This is a genomic window from Streptomyces albus subsp. chlorinus (assembly GCF_013302895.1).
Lineage (GTDB): Bacteria > Actinomycetota > Actinomycetes > Streptomycetales > Streptomycetaceae > Streptomyces > Streptomyces chlorinus.
Window position 1 is genome coordinate 2,265,177 of the sequence record NZ_VJOK01000001.1, and the last position, 2,909, is coordinate 2,268,085.

3 protein-coding genes are annotated in these 2,909 nt (G+C 73.6%); 2 read left to right on the forward strand and 1 reads right to left on the reverse strand.

Going from position 1 to position 2,909, the window contains the following annotated elements; all coding sequences use genetic code 11:
* Positions 1 to 200 (reverse strand): hypothetical protein (locus FM076_RS10245; protein WP_173867891.1); only part of this gene is annotated, 200 nt, incomplete at its 3' end.
* Between the two features lie 375 nt (positions 201 to 575).
* Between FM076_RS10245 and FM076_RS10250 the strand changes: the two genes are divergently transcribed.
* Together FM076_RS10250 and FM076_RS10255 are read left to right on the forward strand one after the other, a co-directional pair.
* Positions 576 to 1,541, forward strand: a complete 966-nt coding sequence (locus FM076_RS10250) for a DUF3068 domain-containing protein (RefSeq protein ID WP_173869647.1) — start codon at positions 576 to 578, stop codon at positions 1,539 to 1,541.
* A gap of 349 nt (positions 1,542 to 1,890) precedes the next feature.
* A partial coding sequence (locus FM076_RS10255; RefSeq protein WP_173874643.1) for a glycosyltransferase family 4 protein occupies positions 1,891 to 2,909 on the forward strand: 1,019 nt, incomplete at its 3' end.

Here is a 2,909-nt window from a genome sequence, read left to right on the forward strand (position 1 = left end):
GCCGGGCCGCCCGAGGACGGCGAGGGCAGCGCGGAGGAGCCCAGCCCGGGGATCTCCTCGGGGGACGAGTGGAAGTGCACCAGCGGCTCGTTGGGCTGCTCGGGGGTCGCGTCGAGTACCGCGACGATGCCGTATCCCGCGCCGACGGCGAGGCCGGCGGCGACCACGCAGGTGAGCGCGGCGGCGAGGAGTCTGTGCATGGCGGAGGCGAACCTCTCTTCGTCGGTGCCGTGAGGGCCGGCCCCGCGTGCCACAAGAGCACGTGGCGGCTCGGTGCGACGGCCCCGCCCCTGGAGCCAACTCCTTGCGTAGTGCTGTGAGTTGCTGAGTGTCGGTGGGCATTGACTCGGTGTCAAGGGACGGCCTACGGTTTCCGGCCCATACGGACCGTCCAGGCGACATCCCGGTAGATCCCGTTCCCGCCGCTCTCCCCGGCGCCTCGGTTCCTCCGGGGTGCGCCCTCCCCTCACCGTGCCGGACGGACCGGCCCGCACGTGCACTTCCCGTCGTAGCGCCGCACCTGCCGCAGGCCCCGCCACCGGGCGCGGGTCGAGACCACCCCGGAGTGCCCCCTCATGCGCCGTACCGCATCGCCCTACGCCCTCGTCCTGCTGGGCCTCGGCGTCTTCCTGCTCGTGCTCGCCCCGATGCTCGCCTGGTACGTCGAACCACGGGCCGAGCGCACCCCGACCGACGTGAACATCACCTCGGTGTTCACGGGCCGGGGCACATACTTCGACCAGCAGGAACTCAAGGAGAAGAGCGGCCAGAAGCTCACCGTCACCCGGCGCGTCCTGGGCGACGTCGCGGCCGGTGAGAGGACCGGACGCGCCGTGTGGCAGGTCTCGCAGACCATCGACAACCCCAAGACGCGCAAGCTGGACGACCCGCGCAAGTCCTTCCAGTGGACCACCGAACGCCTGGTGACCGACCGGAAGACCAACCGCCCGGTGAACTGCTGCGCGGCGCGGCCCAGGAACATCGCGGGCGAGGCCTATCTGAAGTGGCCGTTCGACGTGGAGAAGCGCGACTACTCCTGGTGGGACTCCAGCCTGGGCGCCACCGTCCCGCTGCACTACAAGGGCAGGGCGAAGGTGCACGGCCACGAGGGGCTGCGCTTCTCCGGCACGGTGCCGCCCACCCGGGCGGGCACCCGGCAGGTGCCAGGGGTGCTGGTGGACCGGCCCCGGAGCGGCCAGGTCAACGCGGAGGAGTGGTACTCCAACGCGGGCCTGGACTTCATCGTGGACCAGCGCACCGGGCGCATCCTGTACGCGGCCACCGGCCCGAAGATGGTGCTGCGCGCGCCCGGCGGAAAGACCGACAAGGTGACGCTGCTGGAGAGCGACAAGCTGGAGTTCACCGACAGGACCCAGCGGGAGGCCGTGGCACTGGCCGAGGACGACAACGCGCGGCTGCGCACCGTCGGCACCACGGCACCCGTCGGCGCGGTCTCGGCGGGCGGAGTGTGCGCGGCGGCGGGAGCCGTGCTGGTCGCCAGGGGGCGCCGGCCCAAGAGCGCGGCCGGTGCGGAGGGTTGAACTCCGGGCCGAGCGCGAAGTGATGAACCGCCGACCCGGTTCCCGCGGAAAATTGTCACTTCGGTGAGTAGCCACCCGGGAACGCTGCGGCGAACACTGAGCCTCCGACGTGCACCGCCCCGCACATCCTCCGCGCACGGCCTCCGCAAGCCCTCACCCGTCCCCCGCGACCGACGCACAACTCCCCCACCGCACCGCCCGGGCACCACCCCCGGCAGCGACCGCCGGCGGCACGTGCCGCGCACCCTCCGCACCACCGGCACCACCCCCTCGCACCACCCCGCCGCACCGCCCGGCACCCACGCGCAAGGTTCGTCCTTCCCGCACCCCGAGACGAGTTGGAGCACCGATGCCCCAGCACGTACGACCCTCCCTGGTCCCCCCACACGGTTCGCACGCCGCCCTCGCGCCCTCCCCCACGGGCGAAGGGGGATCCGCCCCGCGCGGACGGCGTCCGGCCGAGCCAGGGTCCCCCCGCCGCATCGTCTTCCTGGCGCGGCGCGACCTGGGCAATCCGGCGGCGGGCGGCTCCGAGCTGCTGATCGACCGGATCGCCGAGGGGCTCACCCACCACGGCCACCAGGTCACCCTGCTGTGCGGCGGCCCGGCCGCCTACCGCGACTACCGCGTCGTGTCGGCGGGCGGCGACGCCGCGCACTTCCTGCGGGCCCCGCGCGCCTTCGCCCGCCAGGTCGGCGGCTGCGACCTGCTGGTCGAGGTCTGCAACGGCATGCCGTACCTGGCGCCCCTGTGGCACAGCGGGCCGACGCTGTGCCTCGTCAACCATGTGCACACCGACCTGTGGGGCATGCGCTATCCGGCGCCCGCGGCGCGGCTGGGACGGCGGCTCGAACACTGGGCGCTGGCCCGCAACCACCGGGGCAACCTCAAGGTCGCCGTCTCCGGTTCGACGGCGCGGGCGCTGACGCGGATCGGGGTGCCCGAGGAGGAGATCCGCATCGTCCACAACGGTGTCGAGGAGCCCGGGCCGCCGCACCCCGAGGCGCCCGAGCCGCTGTTCCTGGCCATGGGGCGGCTGGTGGAGTACAAGCGGGTCGATCTGCTGCTGCGCCTGTGGGAGCGGGTGAGGCCGGTGACCGGGGGCCGGCTGGTCGTCGTCGGTGACGGTCCGGAGCGGCCGGCGCTGGAGGCGATGGCGGGCCCGGACGTCACCTTCACCGGGCGGATCAGCGAGGGCGAGAAGCACCGGCTGCTGTGCCGGGCCTGGCTGCTGCTGCACCCCTCGCTGGTCGAGGGGTGGGGCCTGGTGGTGACGGAGGCCGCGGCGCGGGGCACCCCCGCGCTCGGCTTCGACATCCCCGGGCTGCGCGACTCGGTCGAGGACGGGGTGACCGGGGTGCTGGCGCG

What these genes read in the sequence shown, in the direction of transcription:
- FM076_RS10250 (WP_173869647.1), top strand. Translation starts at nt 576, where the DNA reads ATGCGCCGTACCGCATCGCCCTACGCCCTCGTCCTGCTGGGCCTCGGC.